This is a genomic window from Tumidithrix helvetica PCC 7403, assembly GCF_965232925.1.
GTDB lineage: Bacteria > Cyanobacteriota > Cyanobacteriia > Pseudanabaenales > Pseudanabaenaceae > Tumidithrix > Tumidithrix helvetica.
Genome location: NZ_CBDDRA010000020.1, coordinates 40,926 through 63,198 on the forward strand (window position 1 = coordinate 40,926; position 22,273 = coordinate 63,198).

Sequence of the window (22,273 nt, forward strand, 5' to 3'; positions counted from 1 at the left end):
AAAGCTGCGACGCAGCTTTTTTGAAAGACCGCGCGTAGCGTGGAACCTAAATCCCAATCTGTTGTAAAGTCCATCGAAATTGGGATCGATTGGATTTGGCATCGAAAAAAAATCAAGATGGATGAACTACAACCCACCCAATCCTAAACGATCTCAAATGGGTTGTGTGATTTAAATGGAACATAGTAGAAAACGATTAAAGATGTTTATCTAGCGCATTGATCAGCGTCATTTTGGGTACAGCACCCACAACCGTATCTACCTTCTGACCTTGCTTAAAAATCATCAAGGTAGGAATACTGCGAATACCATATTCCTTAGCGATCGCTGAGTTTTGATCTGTATCAAGTTTGACCACTTTCACCTGACCTTCATATTGAGTAGCAAGTTCGTCAACAATGGGAGCAACCATCTTGCAAGGCCCACACCATTGCGCCCAAAAATCTACCAATACTGGAAGTTCGTTATCCAAAACTTCTTGTTTGAATGTAGAATCTGTAACCTGTATGACGGATGACATTGTTAGTCTCCTGATTTAAGGATATTGTTTTAACTGCTTAATTATTCGATTTTATCGAACTATTAAACTATAGAAGATTTTATGCAATAATGTCAAGTATGAGATTGGTATATCATCCAGACAGAAAAGATATTTCCTTGGCAGGGGTTCTCTATGCCCTAGGCGATCCGATACGGCTAGAAATTGTCAAACGACTCGCCGAAAAAGGAGAGCAACCTTGTGCTGCTTTAGATTGCCAAATCGCTAAGTCAACCATGTCTCATCACTTTCGCGTCCTGCGCGAGTCAGGCGTGCTTTATTACCGCAAAGAAGGAACGCAACATATCAACTCTTTACGGCGATCGGAATTAGATGAGCTTTTTCCCGATCTGCTTGATACGATATTAAGGTCGGCAAATCAGTCACCTGTTTGTCCAGAAAGTACACATGAGAAGCCTTGATTACCTTAAGTCAGACAAAAGTTTTAACGATAAATTTATCGTAGCACTAGGTTTCAGCTTCACTTAAACCCAAAAAGCATTCGAGAAAATCCCTCATTTTGTTTGGTCTATGGCAGAATCATCCTCCTCATTTTCTCAAAACCCTGAAGCGCAAAATCTAGGATCGGGAAACTCAGAATATATTTCTCAAACAGAGCTAGATGAGTGGCACAATAAAATTGAAATTGCCAATCAACATAATGTTTTTTCTCACTGTCATAGCTGTGGTTATGAGTGGGTCGCCTCTAGTAAGGCAGCATGTCGTTGTGGTAGCGCTAAAGTCGAATATATTCTGTGCTGGCAGTTCCCTGACGACTAATTTTTGAGCCGAAGCCCTGATAATTTTATGTGACTTTTAAGCTGGAGAATATACCCTGCGAAGGATTATGGCATTAAGCAAAGTCGTTATGATTACGAGTGAGCTTGTGTTATTGTTAAATAGTGTTAACCTGCGTAAGCATCTAATTTTGTAATTTTTTAAGGACTGGAACCATGACTGAATCTTTGCGTGTAGGACAGGCCGCGCCTGACTTTGAGTCTACAGCTGTTGTCGATCTAGAATTCAAAAAAATCAAGCTATCTGATTACAAGGGTAAGTATGTCGTTCTCTTTTTCTACCCTCTAGATTTTACATTTGTATGCCCCACGGAAATTATTGCCTTTAGCGATCGCTACAGCGACTTTGAAAAGCTAAATACAGAGGTACTTGGTGTTTCAGTCGATAGCGAATTTTCACACCTAGCATGGATTCAAACCGATCGCTCTTTGGGCGGATTGGGCGATCTTAATTACCCTCTCGTAGCCGACTTAACAAAATCAATTGCCTCATCCTATAACGTGCTCGTTCCAGAAGCAGGCATCGCACTACGCGGTCTTTTCATTATTGACAAAGAAGGTATCGTTCAGCACGCCACAATTAACAACCTCTCCTTTGGTCGCAGCGTTGACGAAACCTTACGTACTTTAAAGGCAATTCAGTACACGCAATCTCATCCCGATGAAGTTTGCCCCGCAGGTTGGGAAGAAGGAAAGGCAACCATGAAGCCAGATCCTAAGGGTTCCAAAGAGTACTTTGCCGCACTCGGTTAAATCGCGTGAGTTTGGGTTAAGGGTTTTAGCACAAAGCAAACCGAACTGTTTGAACTTTAATCCCCTTGCTCGATCGGATACTCTTCTACTCTTTGGGAAATCGCTTCGCTTTTAGAAAAAAGGAAATTAATCCCCCTTCTTTTTTTGGGGGACTGTTTCCCTTCTGGTTAACCCTCGATCGGTATTCAAGGAAAAATCCGCGAATCCAACAAGTATTAAACCCCTTGGCAAAGCTCTTACAAGGCATGTTTGCATCGACAAATCTCCTAAAATTCAGAGCAGAGATATCCTCTGAAATGGAACAATGGCTGCAAGCATACTGCAATCCTTAATAATTTTGCGAATAGGTTCTATTTTTTGTATATTTCAGGGAACTGCTTTTGCAACTGTTCTAGTTTAGGCAGATCGTGAGCAACCACATAGGGATAGTTGGGGTTATGCACAATGAAGTCTTGATGATAGTCTTCGGCAGCATAAAAACTCTGCAAAGGCACTACCTGAGTCACAATCGGTTTCGAGAAAGTCTTTTCCTTGTTGAGGCGATCGATATAGGCTTCTGCGATTTGTTTTTGCTCGGCATTCGCAAAAAATATGGCAGAACGATATTGCGTGCCGCGATCGGGTCCTTGTCGATTTAACTGCGTGGGGTCGTGTGCTACAAAAAAGTAGACCTTGAGAAGTTGTTCGTAGGAAATTTGGGATGGATCGTAGGTGATTTTCACAGACTCAGCATGTCCTGTCTGTCCAGAGCTAACAGTCTCATAATGTGCGGTATCGGCAGTTCCACCCGAGTAGCCAGAAACGACATTCGTAACGCCTTTGAGATGCTCGAATACGGCTTCCACTCCCCAAAAACACCCCCCCGCAAATACTACCGTAACCTTTCCTTTTTCATCGGGCGTAGAGAGTGTAGTGGAACTGTTCGCTAGATTTGCTTTAGCTGATGTATCGATCGCATTTCCCTTAGAAAGAGAGCTGAGGGAAAAAGAAGCAAAAGAGATGGCTGCAACAACGCCGCAGAAGAAATAGAAATTTCGCTTTAACATATTCATCGTTCCTTGATTCAAATCATCTAATCCATAGTACGAATTGCGATCGCGATCGGATGGATTCTTAAACCTTACTTTTTCCGTTAAGCATGAATTTGAGCAAGAAGCTAACCATGACAAAAGCTGCTTAAATTCGAGCGCGTCAGAGAACTTGAATCCCAATCATCAATCTCTGATTGGGCGATCGCGCTAAAGGTTTGCAGAGCTAGATTTACTTTGATTTCAAAATCATACATTTGATTTTGAAATCAATCATTTTCCCTTGAAATCACACATTTAATCAGAGGAAATGTGTGATTTTATTAAGCGTTTGATTTTATTACAAATATTTATGTTAGGATACTTTACCTTTGGTTACCATTGCTATGTGCTACTAAATTATCTATCAGGAGTGTTTTGCTATCTCTAAGCGATCTCTAAAAGCATCAGCATCAGGAATCAAAGAAGCCAAGGAACGGTTTAATAGAAAAGGCTGGACTCAAGAATATCTTGCGATTGAAGTAGGACTCAAAACACGGCAACCGATTTACCGTTTTTTTACAGGGAAGCCAATTGAGCGGTTTACATTTTTTGAGATTTGCGAGAGGCTCGATCTGGATTGGCGAGAGATTGTTCCCAAGTCACTCGTAGACACGGTCGATCCTACGACCAAAGGGCTTAACAAGGCTTCTCATACCTCTAATCTTGCTACGATTTCTTCAATATCCAGTTCTTCTGTAGAAGTTGAGAAACCGCATTATGGACTGAATGAGAGTATCCACCAATATTGTGCCGAACGGGCTGCTGAAATCTTAGAACAAAACCTTAAAGAACTGCGACTGATTACCTGTAATTTAGACGGTGGCTGTTCTCTTGCCGCTATTCATAATGGTCAAATTATTGATACCGCTACGGGATTCACTCCTCTAGAAGGTTTGATGATTGATTATAGTTCTGGCTCAATTGACCCCAATGTTTTAAATGAGATGATGCGAGAGGACAGAGACAATTCCTCAGATGGAGAAGTAGATAAAAAACCGAGTCTAGTTAGCACTTCTGGTGCATCGATAGAGTTGCAATCAGTAGGCTCAGCAATTGATACAGATAATTCTAGAGCAAAACAGGCGTTGGATATTTACCTTCATCGTTTGCGGTCATGCCTCGGTTCCATGCTTATGAGTTTAGGAGGCATGGATGCGATCGTGTTTACCTCTGAATTAAGTGAAAATTCGGAGATTATCCGCGAACTTGTTTGTCAGTCCTTATCATTTCTAGGATTAAAGCTTGACTTAAAACAAAATCAAAACGATCCTGTAGATTCAGATATTGCCACCACTACTTCCAAAGTAAGAGTATTAGTGGTTAATATCCAAAAAACTTAAGCGATCGCACTAAAGAATATCTGCATGACCACCTAAAAACACAACGAAATCCCCGCTACACAGGGGCTTTGAAAAACTGCGGCGTGTTTTTTTAAAAAATCGTCTTTAGATGGGCGATCGCGTATCTTGCTGATCTTTGAGTGTCTGAATTTCATTCTCAGGCGTCCACTGAATTGCTCCATCTTTGCCCGTCCAGTAGAGTCGAATTTTGACGCCATAAATTTGATTGACGGTCTCATCGACAACGCTATTTGCGGAAGCGATCGCCACCGTTGGTCTAATCGCTTGCAAAATTTCTGGCATTAACTTACCGCCACTCCAAAGCAAAATTGTCGATTTGAGATTTGGTAAAATCTTCCTTCGTTCTGCGGCGAGTTGCTGCATTTTAGGATCGGGATCGATGTCTTGGGGCTTACGGGTATCTGGTTTGCTGTAATCAACCAAAAGTTGTTGTGCCTTTAGATCGGTATCGCCAAACAAAAGCCAACTCGTATCTTGGGCAACAAGGCGCAAAATCGGAGGGGATGAGTTCACCGCTTCTAATTTTAGGTTGGGAGCAAATTCTACACTCTCTCCCTGCTGCAATCTTTTGATATTGGTATTCGAACTAGCTAGGGCTTCAATCAGGTCTTTGTAGGGTTTGGAGTATACATCTACGCCCGCATCGCGGAACTGCTTGATGGGTATCGAGTTGTCTAAAAGCGTTTTCCACCCTTCGCTAAATTCAGTCTGCGGATCGGTGGCGATCGCCCAATCAATTTGATTGATGCCTGACTTTTGCAGCATCGGTAGCAAAGTAAATGTGGCAACTTGACGATTGCCACTATTGATCAAAATTGTCTGTCCTTGGTTTTGAATTAGCATCACAGGCACTTCACCCACAGACAAAATTGTGACCTGAAACTGCATAGAGCGAGCAATGCCATTCGGAATAAAGATCAAGATCAATGTTAGAACTACGCCCAGAAGCCAGCGTTTGCTCAACCAAGGAACCAGCCAAATCATCACAATCAAGCCATAGCCAACCAGCAATTGCCATAGAGAAATCGTGCCCACATTCGTCGCTGCCCCTGGTAATGTATTCGTCCATTTGGCGATCGCGATCGTGAAGTGTAGAGGAGGAATCATGAACCAACTAATTGCCGCCCCAAAGGGAATAAAGAGCGCACCCAAAATCCCGCTAATCATGCCGCCAATTGTGGCGAAAGAAACGAGAGGAGTGGTCAATAGGTTGGCTAAAACGCTATAGGGACTAATTTTGCCAAAGTTATAAAGTTGCAAGGGCAATGTCCAAATATAGGCAGCGATCGGCACTGCCACCGCAGCTGCAACCAGAGGAGGTAACCACTCTAGGCGTTTGGTAATCGGCTCCACGGTTGCAACCAAACCCAAAGTGGCTAGAAAACTAAACTGAAATCCTAAATCCCAGATCCAGAGCGGTTGATACAAGAGCAAAATTACTGCCGCGATCGCCAGCCCCACAATCGGACGACTGCGCCGTTGGGTGAGAATGCCGACTAAACTACCAAACCCCATCACCACTGCCCGCAGCACCGAGGGACTAGCACCAGTAATCAGCGCATAGGCTAGTAAACAAATACAACCTTGAATGAATTGCTGCTTTGGCGAGCGATCGCGACTTAACAGCAACACAGCCCCTAGCAGGAGCGACACTTGAAAACCCGATGCTGCCAGAACTGCCGCCAACCCAGCTTGAATGAATGTATCTTTGAGGTCGGTAGGCAAATCGACCGCACGATTGCCTAAAACTAGAGAGCTAAGTAGCGCCCCCTGTGGCATTCCTGCGCCTGTGACATGGGCGCGTACCATGCGACTCTTGATCCACCACTCGCCCCAAGCAGAAGCCCGATCTTTTATGACCAACATGCGCCCACTCAGTCCTGCAAAGACTCCTTGGCGTTTGAGATAGTTTTTAAAGTCAAAATCGGTAGGATTATTTGCCCCACTTGGCAAGTACAGTCTGCCCGTTATTTCTACCGATTGCCCCACTCTCAGCCCCGTTGCTTGAATCAATGCCACCGTGACATACAGGTTGCCAGAAGCCTGTTCAAACTTAGGTTCTACTTTTGGTTTGGGTTTTATCTCATTTTGCGTGTTGCCAAAGACCTGCTGCGGTTCAGAGGTATCAACCTGCTGATTTATGCCTTGCACTTCTAAAATCAAACGGGCGCGATCGCTACGGGTCAGGCTAGGAGGTTCTAGCAGTTTTCCCTGTACAGCCACATTAGAGGCAGGTGCAAATTTTGAAATGTCATCTGATTGAGGTTGGGGCGTGCGAAATTGGACGTAAAAGCTAGCAAAACCCGCGATCGCAGCAGCAACCAGCCAAACCCAACGCTTCGGGGCTTTGCGCCAAATTAGTGGCATCACGATCGCAATCGCAAACCCCACGCCTAATACCATAGCCCCACCTAACCACCCAGACAAAACACTGGTATAGGCTCCACCGATAAAGGCCAAACAGAAAATTAGGCAGATCAGTACATTCATTCAAACACGCATTCAAACAGGGAAATTTCAGGCAATAGATACTTAGCTTTTTACGGTTGACTAAAACAGCCCATCGGGGGGCATATCATCACTGCCTATGGTGCGATCGGAAAATTCAGAAGGGGGGCGATCGCTGCTCCACGCCCACCAAACAGCATCGCATTCACAGGCATAAAATTCTTGCCATTTGCGACGGTGATTTTCTGTGTAAACAGGCGATCGGCGATTGATCCATACAGATTTGGCTTGGCTTGGTAACCGACCGCAACGGGGACAGCAGAAATTTTGGGCGTGCGTTGCCTTTTGCGTCCAGTCAGGTGAAATTGGCTCAAAAGCATCCATAAATCATTACTCTAAAGTTTTGGGGATGGCAAGGGTTTTGAAGATGGGCTAACTATGACATTGGGTGAGGTAGTAGGCTTTCCTGTGGAAGTAGTAGGCTTTGGCGAAGGTGTAGCGCTGGGAGATGCCGTAGAGACATTCGTCGGTTTGCTAGTGGGTGTACTAGTAGGCGTACTTGTAGCAGTACCTGTGGGACTGAGACGAGGGGAAGGGGTAGAAGTTGGCACAACTTGTTGTGGCTTTTTCCCCATAATACTGGGGTTGCCATCATCAAACACTCCCGCCACTGAGGCAATCATCATCGTTGCCAGTGTACCGACAAACAGGGCTTTCCACCCCAACTCTGAGATGTCTTGGCGGCGCGAGGGAATCAATGCGATCGTGCCACCCACGAAAATGCCTACAGAGGCAAGGTGGGCAAACCCTGAGAGGGCATAGCTAACAATTAAAACAGTACGCGGAGTTAGCTCGCCTGCGAGGCTGGCTCTTCCCAGTTCTTGATAGGGGGGAATGGCTGTCTCTAGCAACCTGCGTCCAATAATTACCGAAGCTTTCCAAGACTCATCGGGAATGCCCTGCAAGAGTTTACCAAGATCGACCGCTACGCCCGTCAAAAGTGTAAGGGGATAAAACAAAAAACCCAGAATATTTGCCAGCGTGACCACCTTAAATATCTCTCCAATATTCAAGAAGCTAATCGTCCCCAAAAAGGCAAAAAACTGATTGAGTAAGTAGACTAAACCCACGATCAAAATCAACACAGCGGCGATCGAGACAGACATCTTGACCCCATCTAAAGCTCCTAAAATGGCAGCATCGAGGGGACTAACCCGTTGCATCACTTCACTGCCAACGGTTTCTAATTGGGGTTCATCTTGGGAATGCTCATTGGGATACTCATTGGCACTTTCGTCTGTTTCACTTGCTTCAACCGCATTGCGATCGCTCGATCCTCTAGGTCTAGAAGGCTCCTTTGGCAGTCCACCCATGGTTACGGGCACTTCTGTCTCTGGTACTAAAATTTTGGACAGTACAAAACAAGCGGGGATCGCCATGATCGAGGCAGAGACAAGGTGTCCCAAAATATTAGGGAATGTTGCTTTGAGCGCATTTACATAAATCGCCAATACCGATGAAGCTGCCGTGCCAAAGCAGCAAGCTAAGATCGCGCAGAGTTCGCTGCGAGTCATCTTGGGCAGATAGGGCTTCACCACGATCGCTGCCTCAATGCCCACAAAGATATTAGCAGAACCGCTTAAAGCTTCTGCCCCACTCAGGCGCATGGTGCGTTCAAAAATCCAACCAAAGAAATTGACGATTACCTTAATTACGCCAATATTCTCTAAAAGCGCCATCAAGCCTGAGAAGAAAATTACTGCTGGAAAGGTATTTAAAGCAAAAATCGTGGTAATCCTGACAGCGCAGAGTCCCTCGGCTACCTGTCCCAGACCTACAGGGGGAACAGCGCAGGCATTTGCGCTTCTAGGTAGCGGTGCGATCATATAAGAGTTTCTGCCAAAGATAAACCTCGCCCCCTCCTCAGCAGCATCAAATACGACATTTAACAGGTTGCTGAATGCCTCTAGGGCAGCTTTTGTAGGCTCAAACTGAAATACCATAAAACCTAAGATTAGCTGTAAGCCAATCCCCCAAGCGATCACGCGCCAAGGAACGATACGGCGATCTTCAGAAAAGAGCCAAGCGATCGCGCAGAGACCGAAAATGCCAAAAAAAGAAATTACGTTAAGGTAGCTCATCTAAACTTAATTTTGTCTAAATTAGGGGGGATCGGGTAGTTTTAGAATTACCGAGGTGAAATCTATAAATCTAGGTGTTAGGATATTAATCTCCTTGTTTTTGAATTCGTCAACAACTTTTAACGATTTTCTCGTTATTAATCGCAATAGACCTAATTCATTTCATGGCAAGCTCCACAACAACAAACTTAAGAGGTAATCTGTGGCAAATATTAAATCTGCAATTAAGCGCATTCAAATCAGCGAGCGTAACCGCTTGCATAATAAAGCATACAAGTCTGCCGTCAAGACATTAATGAAGAAGTATTTTGACGCGGTAGAAACCTATCAAGCTAGTCCTAGTCCTGAAGCCTTAGAAGATGTCAATCTTAAAATGTCCTTAGCCTATAGCAAGATTGACAAGGCAGTAAAGCGTGGCGTATTACATGGCAATACTGGAGCCAGACGTAAATCTCGGATTGCAAACGCGATTAAAGCAATCGCAACCTAAGCGATCGCTTGTTGCGAATCTCCCCGTATCCTTTCTGTTTAACCAATCCTTAACGACTCAGCTATCCCATAGTGAAAAAATTCTGATAGAGTTTAATTGGATGCCAGTCGTATATTTCAATATCTGCCAACTTAGTCATAGTCATATATGGAGTCAGGTATGACAGAGCAAACGGGGAAAGAAGAATTTTTAAATCCTAGGGCGCGGTTTCAAGGAGAATTTTCCTTGGAAAATCTAGCTTTTGATGCCAATCTTCAAGAGTTTGCCAATCGCATCACCATTATTTGCGCCCTAGAAAATGGTGGCAAAATTTCTCCGCAGGATGCGTACAAGCAAATTAAACAGCTCTGGGCGGATCTCAAAAAGTCCAAAAAGAGTCTGCTTGATTCGGGATCTTAAGGGCGACACCCCAAATAATTACCTAGCGATCGCTGCTTAGCTGGAGATCGCCGTTTCGTCATCTTAACTTTTGTGATTTATCACCTCAGGTATAAATTCGTACAAACTTGTTTACAATCTTTAACATTGTCCTATAATTAGAAACATCTGCTTTTGCTTGTAGTTCTAACTTTTCGGCGGAATTTCTAAACAAGCCTCCCATTGAATTTGTAACCAATGGTTCTGAAAAACCTTAGAGATAGGGCTGGTGAAGCGAAGCAGTATCCCTGGTTATCATCTTTTAGAATTGATTTCTGCTCATATGAGCCTAGGTGGACGGGGAATAGCAGAAACAACAGCACATCATTTAGTTTGGAGCATTCATGCCCTCATCTTTTCAATCTCTCGGTATTTCAGAAGCAAGAGTTCAAAAGCTTATCTCTATTGGTTTTACTGAACCTACAGCGATTCAAGTACAAGCAATTCCTCACCTGATGGCTGGCACAGATGTGCTAGGTCAGGCACAGACAGGAACGGGTAAAACGGCAGCATTTGCTTTACCTATTCTCGAGCGGATCGATCTGAACCAAAATACCTTACAAGCGATTATTCTCACCCCTACGCGGGAATTGGCAATTCAGGTCAGTCAGGCAATTCGTGGCTTTAACCTCAAGCCTGGCGCAAAAATTCTCACTGTCTATGGCGGACAAGCGATCGATCGCCAAATCTCTCATCTACAACGCGGCGTGCATGTGGTGGTTGGTACTCCTGGACGCGTGATCGATTTGATGGATCGTGGCGATCTGAGACTAGATCACCTATCTTGGTTTGTGCTTGATGAAGCCGACGAAATGTTGAACATGGGCTTTATCCAAGACGTTGAGAAAATCTTGGCAACAACACCACCTGGTCGCCAAACTGCTTTCTTTTCGGCAACCATGCCTCCACAGGTTCGTAGACTGGTCAAGAACTACCTACGCACGCCTGTAGTGGTAAAAGTTGAGTCAGAGGTAACTGCACCAACCCGAATCGATCAGCAAATTTATCAGGTTCCTCAACATCTCACCAAAGAGGAAGCGCTGTTACCCATTTTGGAGCTAGAGTCACCGACTTCAGCCATCATCTTTGTACGTACCAAAGAGTCTGCCAGCAAGCTCACCGATATTTTGCAGGCAGCAGGTCATAGCGTTGATGAATATCACGGCAATCTGTCTCAATCACAACGCGAATCTTTACTGCGTCGCTTCCGCAACCAACAGGTCAAATGGGTGGTTGCCACGGATATTGCCGCACGCGGACTGGACATTGACGGTTTGACCCATGTGTTTAACCTAGAGCTGCCTGATGACTTAGAACGTTACGTTCACCGCATCGGTCGCACTGGCAGAGCAGGCAAGACGGGGATCGCAATTACGCTGGTCACCGCTAAAGAACGCTACAAGATTCGCCAACTAGAACGTCATGTCGGTCAGCCCCTAGAGGTGCAGGTTCTGCCTACGATCGCCCAAATTCAAGAGCGTCGAATTGCTCGATTTACCGAACAAATTCATCAAGCTTTGAGTGGCGAACGGTTGGCATCTTTTCTACCCTTGGTGTCTCAGTTGTCGCAGGAGTATGATGCTCAAGCGATCGCTGCTGCCGCCTTACAACTTGCGTATAGCCATATTCAATCTGAGAAATCAGAGCAGGCCGCACTGAATGTCTTGTCGAAACAACCAGACAAATCGGTGAAGAATACAACCAAGCCTGTCAAGCGATTTCAAGGTAATGGTGGTGGTGGTCGCCGCAGTGACTTTGATTCTCGTCCAACGATTAGATCGGATAGATCGGACAAGTATGCAAGTTCTTCTTCGGGCTCCAGCAATCGTTAAGTAGTTCTCTAGTTAGGAAAAACCTAATAGAGTTTCTACCCGAAAGCTAAACCAACGATCCCCCCGCCTTTCCTACGCATAGGAAGTTATAGGTTGGGGGATATTGTTTGTCTTAAAAATTTATCAAAAAATTTATCAGCGTTTGTCATGGCTCCAGAATACTGGCAGCCAAGGGGAGTAATTGTTATGCGCTTTCTTCAGACTTTTCGGCAAATTCCTAAACCTGTACGACAAAGTTTGACTGCCTCTTTTGTGGCGGGTTTGATGTTTTGGTCGAGCTTGGCTTCTCTATTGCCGACATTGCCTTTGTATGTTGATAGTCTAGGTGGAACCAACGCTCAAATCGGCTGGGTGATGGGTGCTTTTGCGATCGGATTGCTCGCCTGCCGTGCCTATCTAGGCAGATTAGCCGATCGCAGAGGCAGGCGGTTGGTCATGCAAATCGGACTTGGCGTTGCGACGATCGTGCCCCTGTTTTATGCGATTTCGCCATCGATTCCGATGTTGATCGTACTCAGAGCCATTCATGGCATTAGTATCGCGGCTTTTGCTACGGGATTTAGCGCCTTGATTGCCGATCTTGCCCCTGTCGAGCAACGCGGTGAAGTGATTGGCTACATGAGCTTGGTCAATCCGTTAGGGCTGGCTTTTGGTCCCGCCTTTGGGGGATGGATGCAGGAAATTTGGGGATATCAGATTTTATTCGTGATGTCATCGGCGCTAGCGTTGGCGGGTCTGTTGATGATGATGGAAGTCACTGAGCCTCGACTCTTTTCCCCTAGCGATCTATCCCCTAGCGATCGCATCGAGAAGAATTCCGAGAAAATGCCCCGTCAGTTTTGGCGGACGCTATGGAATCCAAGAGTACGCGTTCCTGCCACGGTGCTATTTATGATTGGGTTGGTGTTTGGCACGCTCAGTGCTTTTTTACCACTTTTGATCAAGCAACAACACATTCAGTTTAATGCGGGTCTGTTTTACATGACAGCGGCAATTACAGGCTTTTCGATCCGTTTACCCATGGCTCGGATTAGCGATCGCTATGGACGTGGGGTGTTTATCTCGATCGGTTTGTGTTTCTATGCCCTGTCTATGGCAACGGTCTACGCAGCCCAAACAAGCTATGGCTTTTTAATTGCAGGAGGACTGGAGGGCATTGGCTCAGGCATCGTGATCCCCGCTATTGCTACATTACTTGCCGATCGCTCCGTTGCCTCAGAGCGAGGCTTAGTATTTGGACTTGCTTGGGCTGGCTTCGATCTAGGCATTGCGATCGCGGGCCCAATTATGGGCAATGCCGTCGAGTTTCTAGGGTTGGCGAATGCTTTTGTGGTCAATACAGCTTTATCTCTACTAGCATTGGCGATTTTTAGCACCCAGTCGAACCACAATATCGCTGATTCTTGGCGGTTCGCCACGGGACAAACTGCGGATAAATATGCAATTAAGGGCATATAGGATGCGACACAGCTTTTGAAATTGGTAGACAGCCGTAGGAGGGAGATGTAAATCCCCCCTTTCTTTTTGGAATTCCTCAATCTGGGGATTGCTAGAAGTACATCTCTCATGGTTTGATTAACGTACATTAATCAAAAAAATTACTGTCATGTTCGTAGCTACCCTAGTTCGTGACATTTACATTCCAAACTTTTCTAGTTCGCTCAGGTTGCCCCTCTATCTATGCCCCGTCTCGGCGGGCTTTCCTTCACCTGCGGAGGACTACATTGAGGGCAGGCTCGATTTAAATCGCTATTTGGTCAAGCACCCTGCTGCGACATTTTTTGTGCGCGTCACAGGTGACTCCATGATTGACGCAGGCATTCACCCTGGGGATTTGCTGATTGTCGATCGCGCGATCGCGCCCACCAACGGCAAGATTGTGATTGCGGTACTCAATGGCGAACTCACCGTAAAACGCGTGCGGCAGTCAAAGCAAAAGCTCTTTCTCATGCCTGAAAACCCCCAATATCCCTCCTTAGAGATTCGCTCAGAGATGGATTTTCAAATTTGGGGCGTCGTCACGAATGTGATTCATCCCTTGTAGAAACTTCTCCCTCCCAGCCTCCCTCTCCTCTCATACCAATTTCTCTTGAAATTGCGACAGATCGGGTTTTGTGTTCCGCGCGGAGCGCGGTCTTTTCAAAAAGATGCGTTGCATCACTTTTTGAAAATGGTATCAGGAGATGGAGGGGCAAGAAAATATAAGGCATTCAAGCCCCTTGCCTCCTAGGAGAGGGATCGGGGAGAGGTTCCTAAGCGCATTCTCCGAAGGCTTCGCCCCGACGCTGATTTATTCGATCTAAATTTTTCTATTACCCTGTTGTACCCATGACCAAACAATTTGCCCTTGTGGACTGCAATAACTTCTATGTTTCCTGCGAGCGCGTGTTTCAGCCTAGCTTAGAAAACAAGCCTGTGGTAGTACTTTCTAACAATGATGGATGTGTGGTTGCCCGATCGGAAGAGGCAAAGGCATTAGGAATTGGGATGGGTGTGCCTGCCTTTAAAGTGCAGGGGATTCTTCAGGCACATCGCGTTAAGGTGTATTCCTCGAACTATGCTCTCTATGGCGATCTTTCGCGGCGGGTAATGGAAACCTTGGCACAGTTTGCCCCCTTGGAAGTTTATTCGATTGATGAAGCTTTCTTGGATCTATCAGGGTTTAGCCATTGGAGTAGTTGCGAACTCACCGCCTATGGCGAGCAAATTGTCGATGTCGTACACCAGTGGGTCGGCATTCCTGTTTCCATTGGCATTGCCCCCACCAAAACCTTGGCCAAAATTGCCAATCAGCTTGCCAAACGCATCTCGAAAGCTTCATTTACCCAAGGCTCTGCACAGGCTTTTGGACAGGCTTTTGCGCCCAATTCAGCACGAAGCGTGATCGAGTTGATGACAGACACCGCCCAAGAATTCGCCCTAGCAAATTTGGCAGTGGCAGATGTGTGGGGCATCGGGTGCAACTACAGCGATCGCCTCGCTACCGTGGGAATTCACACCGCTCTGCAGTTGCGGGATGCCGACGAGGAGATGGTTAAACAAACCATGGGTGTAGTGGGACAGAGGATTAGACTAGAGTTGCAGGGCATATCTTGTTTTGCCTTGGAAACCGAGCCAGCCCCCAAACAGGAAACCGCTGTATTTCGCTCGTTTGGTCAACCTGTCGAGAACCTAGAGGAGCTTAAAGAAGCCGCTGCTACCTACACGGCGATCGCCGCCGAAAAACTACGCCGCGATGGTTTAGCCGCAAGTTTGCTCACAGTTTCCCTGATTACCAATCCTTTTGGTTTGAATGCTGAAGGGGCTCGATCCCCACAATATCGCAATGCTACCCACATCAAGCTGCCAGTCGCCAGCAACGATACTGCCGAACTCATGCACTATGCCCTTGATGGCGTAGAAACAATCTTTAAATCGGGATTTCGTTTTAAAAAGTTGGGGATTACCCTCTCAGAGTTGGTGTCAACTGATCGAATTCAGACAAATTTATTCGATCGTAAAGATCGGGAGCGATCGCAGAGGCTAATGCAAGCGATCGATCTCGTAAATCAAAAAATGGGTAAAGGTACGTTAAAATTTGCGGCGACGGGGATGCAGCAACGCTGGCAACTCCAATGCAAGCAACCATCCTACGGCTATACGACCAACTGGAACGAGTTACCCGTAGTTAAGGCATAAAGGTAAAGCGTCAGGTTAAAGTCGCGATCGGGTTCAATAGCTGCTAGCTCTGCTGAAGCAGATTCAGTTAAAATGTAGCTTGCTAAAATGCCCTATCAATCTCTAAGGATGTTATGGCGGATCGCTATGTGCGTGTGAAAAATGCCCAAGGGCAAGTTTGCTATGGGTTACTAGAATTAAATCAGTCAGTGCACATCCTTACGGATGCGCCATGGTCTGGCGGCAAGCCAAATGGCGAACTGCTAGCCCCAGAAACCTATCAACTCTTAGCTCCCTGCGAGCCAAGTAAGATCGTGGCAGTTGGTAAAAACTATACGGCTCATGCTGCCGAAATGGGAGGTGCAGTTCCGCAAGAACCCTTGCTTTTTCTCAAGCCCCCTAGCACTGTGCTTGCGCCTGAAGGTACGATTTTACTGCCGCCCCAATCTCAGCAAGTTGACTACGAAGGCGAGTTGGCGTTAGTGATTGGAAGTAAGTGTTTTAACTGCCTGCCCCAACAGGCGCTTAATATGATTTGGGGTTATACGATCGCCAATGATGTCACCGCTCGCGATCTACAGCGCCAAGATTCGCAATGGACGAGAGGCAAAGGGTTTGATACATTTTGTCCCCTTGGCCCTTGGATCGTACGAGAAATCAGTCCAACTGCCCTGTTGCAAACTTTTGTCTATGGTTCTAAAAAGCCGCTGCAATCGAACACGATCGATCAAATGGTATTTTCGCCAGAGATTTTAGTTGCCTACATTAGTCAAGTGATGACGCTTTTCCCAGGAGATATTATTCTCACAGGGACACCTGAAGGGGTAGGTCCCATGCAGGCGGACAGTCGCATTTATATAGAAATCGAAGGCATTGGCAAACTGCATAACTATGTGGCTTTGCGCGAACCTCTTCCTGTAGAGGTAGTTGAAGAGTGAATGCCAAGTTTTACTTAAATGCTGGTTGGAAAAGCTGATTGGATAAGCAAATTGAAACTATGAGATATTTGTCGGTGACTCGATTTTTGCCTAAATTTCTAAGATTAGTATTCTCAAGAACTGTGCTGGTTAGCATGATGCTAGTCAGCATTCTTTTTGCCTGTACCAGTAGCAATCTTTCGCCCAATCAAGGTAACCTACCCGATCGCATTACAATCGGCACGACTAGTAAAATTCGCACGTTGGATCCTGCCGACAACAGTGAATTTTTCCCAAGTAATATTCTTTACAACACTACGGAGCGGCTCTATACCTACAAATTGGGAACAACTGAATTAGTGCCGCAGTTGGCAGCCGATTTCCCCAAGGTCAGCGATGACGGTCTGGTTTATACAATTCCCGTTAGAACTGGAATCAAGTTTCACGATCGCACGGATTTTGACGCGAGAGCGATGGCATTTTCTTTGCGTCGATTTATGCGCTTACAGGGAGCCCCTTCCTATGTGCTCTCAGATGTGATTGAAAAAATTGCCGCACCTACGCCAACGGAACTAATTATTACGCTGAAACAACCCTTGCAGTTTTTCCCAAAGTTGTTAGCCTTTACAGGCGCATCGGCGATTTCGCCGACTGTATACAAACATATTACGGGGTTTGAACCGAATAAGTTAATTGGTACAGGGCCTTATCAACTCACCCAATATAACGAAGGAAGTGTGTTGCATCTAGATACTTTCCCTGATTATTGGGGTAAAAAACCCGAAAACAAAGGAATTGATATTCAGTTTTTCTCGTCGGGGGCGAATCTCTTTAACTCCTTTAAAACGGGTGGAGTCGATGTGGCATTTCAGACACTCAGTCCCAACCAGATTCGCAATTTAGAAGTGAATGCCGCAAAGCAAGGTTGGACTGTTGCCTCGGGGCAAGGCGGGACGATTCTCTATATGGCATTGAACGTGCAGCAGCCTCCATTGACGGATGTTAGGGTGCGGCAAGCGATCGCTGCGGCAATCGATCGTCCGCTCCTACAAGAACGTGTATTTCAAAATCAACGAAGTTCTCTTTACAGCCTACTACCCAATACCTTGGCTGATTACAAGCCGACATTTCAGAAACTCTATGGCGATGGTAATGGCGATCTAGCCAAGAAATTACTGACCGAAGCGGGCTATTCCGAGCAAAATCCAGCGCGGATAACCCTGTGGTATCCGCCCCAATATGCTGGCAATGGTGACCTCGTGGTGAGTACGCTCAAAGCCACCATGGAAAAAGCTGTCGGGAAAATCTTGCAGATCAAAACGGAACGAGTGGAAAATACGGTAGGTTACGGATTTTTAGAACAGGGTGCCTATCCTGCTTATCTATTGGACTGGGTTCCCGATTTCTTCGACCCAGATAACTATATCAAGCCGTTTCTAGACTGTGAGGAAACAAAGGACAACTTCTGTACAAAGGGAAGCACAAAAACACAAGGGTCGTTTTATAATAGCCCTGAAATGAATAAACTGATCGTTCAGGAAAGACAAGAGCGCGATCCGAACAAGCGTTCCTTACTATTGACCCAAATTCAAGAGCTGCTTGCTAAGGATGTCCCACTCATTCCACTTTGGCAAAATAAAGAATATGCTTTCGCCCGCCCAAACCTCAGCGGTGTAACGGTTGAACCAACCCAGCAACTTCTCTACTGGACGATTAAAAGGGCAAAATAAATTAAGGTAGGCAACCTCACGAGTGGATAAAAGTAACGATAATATGCTGTCGGCAGTCCTCTTCAGTCTTCAATTTCTGTAGGCACAGTAAAAAAATCTGAAGTTATCGCTTTTATTGATCGCTGGGATGAAGATGAAATTATTATTCCTAGTTGTTCAGTTTATAATATTAAGACTTTCAAGATATAGAATAGAAATCAAGGTTCTGTTAGAAGTTCGTTTGGTATGTGTTGGCAACTTGACGCGGAATGCTCGTTCACGAACTAGCTGCCCAGATAACAGAAACCTCATATCGATCGAACATGGAATCTGCACTCACAAGAGTCATGCCCTCGATCTGAGTTTGGGCAATCAACATCCTGTCAAAGGGATCGCGATGGAGTAAAGGCAGTGCTGATGCCCTTAAAGCATGGGAGGCGGTGATTTCTAGCGATCGCGCTCCTAATTGAGCCATGCGAGTAGAGATGTAATCATCGATTGGTTCTGGAAGTGGAAGCTTGCCGATCGCCACTTTAATTCCTATTTCCCAGACACTAGCAACTGAGAGCCAAACTTCATTCGTCTCATCAACAATTTGGGCAATTGCCTGCTCACTTAACTTTTCTGGTTGAGAAAACCACCACAGCCAACACTGGGTATCTAACAAAAGCTTCACGTTACATCACCTTCAAAAGCGGCTAAAAGCTCTTCTGGCAGAGGTGCATTAAAGTCATCTGGCACGACAAACTTCCCTCGATCTTGTCCCAAGCTAGATCGACGATCTAAAGATGTGCGAAATGGAACCAACTTGGCAATGGGAATGCCTCGGTTTGAAATCACAATTTCTTCTCCATTCTCTACGCGAGATAATAGACGAGAGAAATTTGTTTTAGCTTGATGGATGTTTATCGTTTCCATACTTTTTAGGACTAAGTCTGTAAACTAAGTTTAGTGTGATTATCGCGATCGCGCAAGAGATAGATTTTTGGACTTGCGATCGTAGTTAGCCCCAATTCTCAGTTTGCGTGCAAGATATCTGTGTTAATACCATTTTCAAAAAATGATGCAACGCATCTTTTTGAAAAGACCGCGCTCGGCGCGGAACCCCAAATTCGATCTGTTGCAAATTTAAGAGAAATTGGTATAAGAATGCATAAAATCGTGATTGACAAGAGATCCCTTATCTGGCAATACTAGATATTTGTGAGATCTTTCTTTATTAAGAACTTAATTTAAACTCTTGGCTAACGTAATTGTTATTGGGGCGCAGTGGGGCGACGAAGGTAAGGGCAAAATCACAGACTTGCTGAGTCGTTCTGCAAACGTTGTAGTGCGCTATCAAGGTGGTATTAATGCCGGGCATACCGTAGTTGTTAACGACCAAACCTTTAAATTGCATCTGATCCCATCTGGGATTTTATACCCACAGACCGACTGCATCATTGCCAGTGGTACGGTAATCGATCCCAAGATCCTTTTAGAGGAGCTGGCACAGCTTAAGCAGCTTGGGGTGACGACAGACAACCTGTTTATTGCTGAAACTGCTCATGTGACGATGCCCTACCATCGCCTCATCGATCAAGCATCCGAAAAGCAGCGAGCAGAGCATAAGATCGGCACAACGGGGCGAGGCATTGGCCCAACCTATGCAGACAAAGCCGATCGCATTGGTATCCGCGTGCTCGATCTGATGGATCCCGAAGTTTTGCCAAAACGACTGCGCTGGGCAGTAGAGCAAAAAAATATTATTCTGGACAGGCTGTATGACCTGCCACCACTCGATCCCAAAGAAGTGATCGAGCAATATCAAGGATATGCCGAGCTATTACGCCCCCATGTGGTGGACGCTTCGCTTAAAATTGATGATGCGATCAAAAAACGTCTCAATATTTTGTTTGAGGGCGCACAGGGTACGCTTTTAGACCTAGATCACGGAACCTATCCCTATGTCACATCCTCTAATCCTGTAGCGGGGGGTGCTTGCATCGGGGCTGGGGTCGGGCCTACGATGATCGATCGCATCATTGGCGTAGCAAAAGCTTACACAACCAGAGTGGGTGAGGGACCTTTCCCAACTGAGTTGAATGATGAGACTGGGGCTTTGCTCTGCGATCGCGGCGCAGAGTTTGGCACGACGACCGGTCGGCAACGACGTTGCGGCTGGTTTGATGGCGTAATTGGGCGCTATGCAGTCAGAATCAATGGTTTGGACTGTTTGGCAATCACCAAGATGGATGTACTAGACGAACTAGACGAAATCAAAGTATGTATTGCCTACGAGCTTGACGGTCAAGTCGTACGCGATTTCCCTAGTAACTCTCGTGCTTTTGCCCGTGCTTTACCCATCTACGAAACGCTCCCTGGCTGGCGCAAACCAACCAATGACTGTAAGACCCTTGCCGAATTACCCACAGAGGCAAGAGCTTACCTGAAGTTTTTAGCAGAATTAATGGAGATTCCGATCGCGATCGTTTCCCTTGGTGCAAGTCGAGGACAGACGATTATCGTTGAAGACCCCATTCATGGGCCCAAACGCGGGCTGCTAAGTTTGGAGACAAGCCTCTAAAAGACAAATCTCTAAAAATTCAGCCAACAGTAAAAAAGAAACTGACAACTGATAAACGTTAACTGATAACCGATAACTGACTACAGATATGCAACTTACAATCGAATCCCAAACCCGTTCTGAAAAAGATACCCCTCGTGCCCTGCGCCGTTCTGGCAAAATCCCTGGAACCGTCTACGGTCATAAAGGCTCTGAATCTACAGCCATTTCCCTAGATGCTAAAGACGTTTTTACCTTGCTGCGTACCGCAGTAATTAATAACACCTTAGTTGAACTCAACATCTCGGATGGTGACTTTAAGGGCAACACGCTATTAAGAGAAGTACAGCACCACCCTTACAAAAATGAGGTCTATCACCTTAGCTTCTTTTCGATCGCTGCTCAAACCAGTGTAGAAGTAGAAATCCCCCTACACTTTGTGGGAGTTCCCGTGGGCGTAAAAGTCGGCGGTGGCTCTGTGGACGTGACCATGAAAGCCGTTCGCGTTTCTTGCCCCCCCAATAGCGTACCTGAAACCATCGAAGTAGACATCACAAACCTCAATGTGGGCGAAGGGATTCACATTAGCGACCTCGTTTTCCCAGAAGGCGTTGTGCCCATTACCGACACCACACCTTTGGTTGTGACCATTCTCAAGAAATAGAAATTACCTCTCCCCTAACCCCTCTCCTAACAGGAGGAGAACCGAGTTTAGCTTTTGGGTAGATTTGATTACCTACAAAGTTTCGGGAATATAAGTAATAAAAAGACGGCTACTAATCTTAAGATTGGTAGCCGTCTTCTCTATAGTGAAATTTTTCCAGCGGATCGCTAGACTGCCTCTTCCGCAATGACGATGTGGCGATCGCGATCGATCCATAACCAGCCGTCTGCCTGTAGTTGCCCTAAAGCTCTAGTTACGGTGACGCGCGTGCTACTAATTGCATTGGCAAGATGTTGATGGGTTAATCGAATGCTGAGCCTCATACCGCCATCGGTGGGTTGCCCAACTTCTTTTTTTAGAAATAGCAAGATTTCTCGCAATCGATCTTCCACCCGTTTGTTGCTAACTAAAGCTAGCATTGCCTCAGCTTGTTGCAAGCGACGATTAAGGTGACGAAAAATACTGAGGGAGAGTTCGGGTGATTCCTCAATTTCAGCCATGGTGAAGCGCATTAAATCGACATCAGACAGTGCGATCGCTTGGTAAGGCTCCAGCATCGTGAGGGGCAAACCAAAAGGCATCGACTGAAAAGCTAGACCCACTAAAACCTCATCCCCACTGGGATGCAATGTACTCAGTTGAACCACTCCCCGACAGACAACCCAGACCTCATGGCTATGCATGGGAATCGATTGGCTGCTCTCAAAGAAAGATAAATTTCTGCCTCGGTAGATTTCTTCTAGCGATCGCCGCCAGTCAAATCGGAAAGCTGCTTCGGAGTTTAAAAGGTAGGTCATAGGTATCGTAGTACACATCACCATACTAGTAGCCTTGACTTAAGACGAGGTTAAGAGCAGCTATTGAGTAGGTAAAGCTTTCGATCCCAAACAGCACCAAGTCAAAAAAAGTTTCCCTGAATACCAATGTTTTCAAA

23 protein-coding genes are annotated in these 22,273 nt (G+C 45.8%); 14 read left to right on the forward strand and 9 right to left on the reverse strand.

Translation table 11 applies throughout. From position 1 onward, the window contains the following. Positions 1-196: 196 nt before the first annotated feature. Positions 197-520, reverse strand: coding sequence for a thioredoxin (gene trxA / locus ACP2WE_RS17840; protein WP_425216902.1), 324 nt, complete (start codon positions 518-520; stop codon positions 197-199). Between the two features lie 98 nt (positions 521-618). Here trxA and ACP2WE_RS17845 point away from each other — a divergent pair, with 98 nt between their 5' ends. The 3 genes from ACP2WE_RS17845 (at position 619) to ACP2WE_RS17855 (ending at position 2,088) form a co-directional block, all read left to right on the forward strand. Then, the gene (locus ACP2WE_RS17845) at positions 619-960 is read left to right on the forward strand and encodes an ArsR/SmtB family transcription factor (protein WP_425216903.1); all 342 of its coding nucleotides are present in this window, start codon (positions 619-621) and stop codon (positions 958-960) included. A 109-nt stretch (positions 961-1,069) separates the two neighbouring features. After that, positions 1,070-1,318 (forward strand): hypothetical protein, encoded by a 249-nt coding sequence (locus ACP2WE_RS17850; RefSeq protein WP_425216904.1) that lies wholly within the window; start codon positions 1,070-1,072, stop codon positions 1,316-1,318. Positions 1,319-1,491: 173 nt separating this feature from the next. Beyond that, positions 1,492-2,088, forward strand: coding sequence for a peroxiredoxin (locus ACP2WE_RS17855; protein ID WP_425216905.1), 597 nt, complete (start codon positions 1,492-1,494; stop codon positions 2,086-2,088). Positions 2,089-2,438: 350 nt separating this feature from the next. Here the strand turns inward: ACP2WE_RS17855 and msrA are convergent, their stop codons facing one another. Together msrA and ACP2WE_RS17865 are read right to left on the reverse strand one after the other, a co-directional pair. Next, complete coding sequence (gene msrA, locus ACP2WE_RS17860) at positions 2,439-3,134, reverse strand: peptide-methionine (S)-S-oxide reductase MsrA (RefSeq protein WP_425216906.1); 696 nt, start codon at positions 3,132-3,134, stop codon at positions 2,439-2,441. A 110-nt stretch (positions 3,135-3,244) separates the two neighbouring features. Continuing rightward, positions 3,245-3,373, reverse strand: coding sequence for a hypothetical protein (locus ACP2WE_RS17865; RefSeq protein WP_425216907.1), 129 nt, complete (start codon positions 3,371-3,373; stop codon positions 3,245-3,247). Positions 3,374-3,880: 507 nt separating this feature from the next. On the opposite strand from ACP2WE_RS17865, the gene ACP2WE_RS17870 reads away from it, so the two are divergent. Continuing rightward, positions 3,881-4,498, forward strand: coding sequence for a hypothetical protein (locus tag ACP2WE_RS17870; protein WP_425216967.1), 618 nt, complete (start codon positions 3,881-3,883; stop codon positions 4,496-4,498). A gap of 105 nt (positions 4,499-4,603) precedes the next feature. On the opposite strand, the gene ACP2WE_RS17875 is transcribed toward ACP2WE_RS17870, so the two are convergent. Genes ACP2WE_RS17875 through ACP2WE_RS17885 form a run of 3 tightly spaced genes read right to left on the reverse strand, consistent with a single transcriptional unit; the run spans position 4,604 to position 9,108 of the window. Beyond that, the gene (locus ACP2WE_RS17875; protein WP_425216908.1) at positions 4,604-7,009 is read right to left on the reverse strand and encodes a ComEC/Rec2 family competence protein; all 2,406 of its coding nucleotides are present in this window, start codon (positions 7,007-7,009) and stop codon (positions 4,604-4,606) included. 60 nt (positions 7,010-7,069) lie between these two features. Next, entirely contained in the window at positions 7,070-7,351 is a 282-nt protein-coding gene (locus ACP2WE_RS17880) for a hypothetical protein (protein WP_425216909.1), read from the reverse strand. Between the two features lie 11 nt (positions 7,352-7,362). Next, positions 7,363-9,108, reverse strand: coding sequence for a NupC/NupG family nucleoside CNT transporter (locus tag ACP2WE_RS17885; protein ID WP_425216910.1), 1,746 nt, complete (start codon positions 9,106-9,108; stop codon positions 7,363-7,365). 202 nt (positions 9,109-9,310) lie between these two features. On the opposite strand from ACP2WE_RS17885, the gene rpsT reads away from it, so the two are divergent. From rpsT to ACP2WE_RS17925, 8 genes are all read left to right on the forward strand, one after another. Beyond that, complete coding sequence (gene rpsT, locus ACP2WE_RS17890) at positions 9,311-9,598, forward strand: 30S ribosomal protein S20 (RefSeq protein ID WP_425216911.1); 288 nt, start codon at positions 9,311-9,313, stop codon at positions 9,596-9,598. A gap of 159 nt (positions 9,599-9,757) precedes the next feature. Further along, entirely contained in the window at positions 9,758-9,997 is a 240-nt protein-coding gene (locus ACP2WE_RS17895) for a DUF7219 family protein (protein ID WP_425216912.1), read from the forward strand. 362 nt (positions 9,998-10,359) lie between these two features. Beyond that, positions 10,360-11,847: a DEAD/DEAH box helicase gene (locus tag ACP2WE_RS17900; protein ID WP_425216913.1), complete on the forward strand. Its 1,488-nt coding sequence runs from the start codon at positions 10,360-10,362 to the stop codon at positions 11,845-11,847. Positions 11,848-12,033: 186 nt separating this feature from the next. Further along, positions 12,034-13,305 carry an MFS transporter gene (locus tag ACP2WE_RS17905; protein WP_425216914.1) on the forward strand — a complete coding sequence of 424 codons (1,272 nt, stop codon included), beginning with the start codon at positions 12,034-12,036 and terminating at the stop codon, positions 13,303-13,305. Between the two features lie 148 nt (positions 13,306-13,453). Then, positions 13,454-13,891: a LexA family protein gene (locus ACP2WE_RS17910; RefSeq protein WP_425216915.1), complete on the forward strand. Its 438-nt coding sequence runs from the start codon at positions 13,454-13,456 to the stop codon at positions 13,889-13,891. A gap of 284 nt (positions 13,892-14,175) precedes the next feature. Then, a complete protein-coding gene (locus ACP2WE_RS17915; protein ID WP_425216916.1) occupies positions 14,176-15,525 on the forward strand; it encodes a Y-family DNA polymerase in 1,350 nt (449 codons plus the stop codon). Between the two features lie 113 nt (positions 15,526-15,638). Continuing rightward, a complete protein-coding gene (locus ACP2WE_RS17920) occupies positions 15,639-16,442 on the forward strand; it encodes a fumarylacetoacetate hydrolase family protein (protein ID WP_425216917.1) in 804 nt (267 codons plus the stop codon). A gap of 134 nt (positions 16,443-16,576) precedes the next feature. After that, complete coding sequence (locus tag ACP2WE_RS17925; RefSeq protein WP_425216918.1) at positions 16,577-18,151, forward strand: ABC transporter substrate-binding protein; 1,575 nt, start codon at positions 16,577-16,579, stop codon at positions 18,149-18,151. 256 nt (positions 18,152-18,407) lie between these two features. Here ACP2WE_RS17925 and ACP2WE_RS17930 read toward each other — a convergent pair whose 3' ends face one another. Beyond that, a complete protein-coding gene (locus tag ACP2WE_RS17930) occupies positions 18,408-18,806 on the reverse strand; it encodes a type II toxin-antitoxin system VapC family toxin (protein WP_425216919.1) in 399 nt (132 codons plus the stop codon). Next, complete coding sequence (locus ACP2WE_RS17935) at positions 18,803-19,048, reverse strand: type II toxin-antitoxin system Phd/YefM family antitoxin (protein ID WP_425216920.1); 246 nt, start codon at positions 19,046-19,048, stop codon at positions 18,803-18,805. Before ACP2WE_RS17935 ends, ACP2WE_RS17930 begins: the two co-directional genes overlap by 4 nt. A gap of 322 nt (positions 19,049-19,370) precedes the next feature. Here ACP2WE_RS17935 and ACP2WE_RS17940 point away from each other — a divergent pair, with 322 nt between their 5' ends. Continuing rightward, a complete protein-coding gene (locus ACP2WE_RS17940; RefSeq protein WP_425216921.1) occupies positions 19,371-20,696 on the forward strand; it encodes an adenylosuccinate synthase in 1,326 nt (441 codons plus the stop codon). Between the two features lie 88 nt (positions 20,697-20,784). Next, positions 20,785-21,339 carry a 50S ribosomal protein L25/general stress protein Ctc gene (locus ACP2WE_RS17945; RefSeq protein ID WP_425216922.1) on the forward strand — a complete coding sequence of 185 codons (555 nt, stop codon included), beginning with the start codon at positions 20,785-20,787 and terminating at the stop codon, positions 21,337-21,339. 167 nt (positions 21,340-21,506) lie between these two features. Here the strand turns inward: ACP2WE_RS17945 and ACP2WE_RS17950 are convergent, their stop codons facing one another. Next, complete coding sequence (locus ACP2WE_RS17950; protein ID WP_425216923.1) at positions 21,507-22,136, reverse strand: Crp/Fnr family transcriptional regulator; 630 nt, start codon at positions 22,134-22,136, stop codon at positions 21,507-21,509. Between the last annotated feature and the right edge of the window lie 137 nt (positions 22,137-22,273).